This is a genomic window from Mesorhizobium sp. P5_C1, from assembly GCF_054049815.1.
In genome coordinates, this window is the sequence record NZ_JBFULQ010000540.1 from 1 (window position 1) to 3,613 (window position 3,613).

At 64.1% G+C, this 3,613-nt stretch carries 4 protein-coding genes; all 4 read right to left on the bottom strand.

Annotated features, from left to right (window positions below):
* Positions 1-111: 111 nt before the first annotated feature.
* Entirely contained in the window at positions 112-675 is a 564-nt protein-coding gene (gene kdpC / locus ACXJ7R_RS27465) for a potassium-transporting ATPase subunit KdpC (protein ID WP_457154564.1), read from the bottom strand.
* Between the two features lie 11 nt (positions 676-686).
* The gene (gene kdpB / locus ACXJ7R_RS27470) at positions 687-2,780 is read right to left on the bottom strand and encodes a potassium-transporting ATPase subunit KdpB (RefSeq protein ID WP_457154565.1); all 2,094 of its coding nucleotides are present in this window, start codon (positions 2,778-2,780) and stop codon (positions 687-689) included.
* Complete coding sequence (locus tag ACXJ7R_RS27475; protein ID WP_095084640.1) at positions 2,777-2,986, bottom strand: hypothetical protein; 210 nt, start codon at positions 2,984-2,986, stop codon at positions 2,777-2,779. The genes kdpB and ACXJ7R_RS27475 overlap by 4 nt, the downstream gene beginning before the upstream one ends.
* Positions 2,987-3,011: 25 nt before the next feature.
* A partial coding sequence (locus ACXJ7R_RS27480; RefSeq protein ID WP_457154566.1) for a potassium-transporting ATPase subunit KdpA occupies positions 3,012-3,613 on the bottom strand: 602 nt, incomplete at its 5' end.

Consider the following 3,613-nt stretch of genomic DNA (forward strand, 5'->3'; position numbering starts at 1 on the left):
ATCGAGCAGCGCGTCGGGAGAAGGTCTGGTTTCGTTGCGGCTGTCGTCCGGCATCAGCATCGATCATGGATGGCGCCGGGGGTAGTGTCGATCCCCGGCACCCACCATTCACTATTTCGCGGCGTCCAGCGCAAGGTTGAGACCGAGCACGTTGACCACCGGTTCTCCCATAAAGCCGAGTTCCCTGCCCTCGACCTGGCTGTCGACAAGCGCCTTGACCTTGGCCTCATCGACGCCCCTGGCCTTGGCCACCCGGGCCACCTGGAAGTAGGCCGCTTCCGGGCTGATGTGCGGATCGAGGCCGCTGCCGGACGTCGTCACCAGGTCCATCGGTACGGGCTGATTCGGATTCTCCGCTTTCAGCTTTTCGGCATCGCCCTTGATGCGGTCGATCAGCTTGGGGTTGGTCGGGCCGAGGTTGCTGCCGCTGGAGGCAGCGGCGTTGTAGCCGTCGCCTGCTGCCGAAGGGCGGCCATGGAAGTACTTGTCGCTGGCAAAGGCCTGGCCGATCAGTTCGGAGCCGACGACCTTGCCGTCTTTTTCGATCAGGCTGCCATTGGCCTGGCGCGGGAACAGCGCCTGGGCGATGCCGGTCATGCCAATCGGATAGATGAGGCCGGTCAGCACCGTGAAGAAGACGATCATGATGATCGCGGGTCTTATCTGGGTGAGCATGGACGTATTCCTTAAGCGAGGCCGAGGGCGGTGACGATCATGTCGATCGCCTTGATGCCGACGAAGGGGACGATGATGCCGCCGAGGCCGTAGACAAGCAGGTTGCGGCTGAGCAGCGCGCCGGCGCCGATGGCACGATATTTGACACCTTTCAGCGACAGCGGGATCAGCGCGATGATGATCAGCGCGTTGAAGATGATGGCCGACAGGATAGCGCTTTGCGRCGTCGCCAGATGCATGATGTTGAGCGCCTGCAGCGGGCCGGTCGTTTGCCCCGGCGCGACGTAGAACACGGCGAACATCGCCGGGATGATGGCGAAGTACTTGGCGACGTCGTTGGCGATCGAGAAGGTGGTCAGCGAACCGCGCGTCATCAGCAGCGCCTTGCCGATCTCGACGATCTCGATCAGCTTGGTCGGATCGCTGTCGAGGTCGACCATGTTGCCGGCCTCGCGCGCGGCGACCGTGCCGGTGTTCATGGCGACGCCGACATCGGCCTGGGCAAGGGCCGGCGCGTCGTTGGTGCCGTCGCCGCACATGGCGACAAGCTTGCCCTTGGCCTGCTCGTCGCGGATCAGCTTCAGCTTGTCCTCGGGCGTCGCCTGGGCGAGGAAGTCGTCGACGCCGGCTTCCGCGGCGATCGCCGCGGCCGTCATCGGGTTGTCGCCGGTGATCATCACCGTACGGATGCCCATCTTGCGCAGTTCGGCGAAGCGCTCCCGGATGCCGCCCTTGACGATGTCCTTGAGATGGACGACGCCCAGCAAGCGCCCGTCACGCTCGACCGCCAGCGGCGTGCCGCCCGACTTCGCGATCTCGTCGGCGATCGCCTGGAGGTCCCTGACGGTATCGCTGCCGGGCCGTGTGGCGTGGGCTGCGACCGTCGACTGGCTGACATGGGCGAGCACGGAATCGACCGCGCCCTTGCGCACCGAGGAGCCGTCGATATCGACGCCGCTCATCCGGGTCTGCGCGGTGAAGGGCACGAAGGTGGCGTGCAGCGTTGCCATGTCGCGGGCGCGGATGGCGTATTTCTCCTTGGCCAGCACGACGATCGAACGGCCTTCCGGCGTTTCATCGGCAAGCGAAGCGAGCTGGGCGGCGTCGGCCAGTTCCTGCTCGGTGACGCCCTTGACCGGGCGAAACTCGGTCGCCTGGCGGTTGCCGAGCGTGATGGTGCCGGTCTTGTCGAGCAGCAGCGTGTCGACGTCGCCGGCCGCCTCGACGGCGCGTCCGGACATCGCCAGCACGTTGAAGCGCACCAGGCGGTCCATACCAGCGATGCCGATGGCAGACAGCAATGCGCCGATAGTGGTCGGGATCAGGGTGACGAACAGCGCGACCAGCACGGTTACCGAGATGTAGCCACCCGAATAGGAAGCGAAGCTCGGGATCGTCGCCGTCGCCAGCACGAAGATCAGCGTCATGCCGACGAGCAGGATGTTGAGCGCGATCTCGTTCGGCGTCTTCTGGCGTTCCGCGCCTTCGACCAGCGAGATCATGCGGTCGAGGAAGGTATGGCCCGATGCCGCGGTGATGCGCACGCGGATCCAGTCGGACAGCACCTGTGTGCCGCCGGTGACCGCCGAACGGTCGCCGCCGGATTCGCGGATGACTGGCGCGGATTCGCCTGTTATCGCCGCTTCGTTGACGGAAGCGACGCCTTCGATCACTTCGCCGTCCGACGGGATGATGTCGCCGGCCTCGACCAGCACGGCATCGCCAACCTTGAGGCTGGTGCCGGGCACGAGTTTGTATTTCGTGCGATCTTCGCCGGTCAAAAGCTTGGCCTGGGTTTCGGTGCGGGCCTTGCGCAGCGAATCCGCCTGGGCCTTGCCGCGGCCTTCGGCGACAGCTTCGGCGAAATTGGCGAACAGCACGGTGAACCACAGCCAGATGATGATCTGCAGCGTGAAGCTGAAATCGCCACCGCCGGTGATCAGATCCCTGACGAACAGCACGGTCGTAAGCGCCGAAACGACGGCGACGACGAACATCACCGGATTTCTGATGAGGGTGCGCGGGTTCAATTTCTTGAAGGCCCCGCCGATAGCGGGCAAGAGGATGCTAGCATCCATGATGCTCGMGGATTTTGAGTGGCTCATTTTGGAGCTCCGGCTTCGCTGTTGTTGGATGGCACCGATCGATCGGATGCCGAAAAGGGCGGCCCATAGACCAGCAGCCAGATCACGATCATGACCGCCGCAATGCCCAGGAACGTGGATACGCTCGGGAAGGGAGGGGGAGTTGCCTCCCCCTCATTATCGGCCTTGGGCCGAGCCTTGCGACGCGTGGTGTTGAACCAGGACATGACTTCTATCCAAGACGGGGCGGCATCAGAATGTCTGCCCATGGATCATTGCCAGGTGTTCGACGATCGGCCCGATCGCCAGTGCCGGGAAGAAGGTCAGGCCGACGACGATCAGGATGACGCCAACCAGCAGGCCGACGAACAGCGGGCCATCGGTCGGGAACGTGCCCGCCGAGGCCGGGACCGTCTTCTTGGCCACCAGCGAGCCGGCAATGGCCAGCGCCGGAATGATGACCAGGAAACGTCCCATCAGCATGGTGATGCCGAGCGTGATGTTGTACCAGGGCGTGTTGCCGCTGAGGCCGCCAAAGGCCGAGCCGTTGTTCGCTGCCGCCGAGGTATAGGCGTAGAGTATCTCGGAGAAGCCATGCGGCCCGCCATTGGCGATGGATGCCACAGCGCTCGGCAGGACCACGGCGATGGCCGTGAAGACCAGCATCGCCAGCGGCAGGCAGAGGATGGCCAGCATCGCCATMTTGACTTCCTTGGCTTCGATCTTCTTGCCGAGATATTCGGGCGTGCGGCCAACCATCAGTCCGGCAACGAAGACGGCGACGACGATGAACATCAGGATGCCGTAGAAGCCGGCACCGACGCCGCCGACGATGACTTCGCCGAGCTGCATGT

Excerpts from the sequence above, each read along its gene's own strand:
- ACXJ7R_RS27475 (WP_095084640.1), bottom strand. The coding sequence starts at position 2,986 with ATGTCCTGGTTCAACACCACGCGTCGCAAGGCTCGGCCCAAGGCCGAT.
- kdpC (WP_457154564.1), bottom strand. The coding sequence starts at position 675 with ATGCTCACCCAGATAAGACCCGCGATCATCATGATCGTCTTCTTCACG.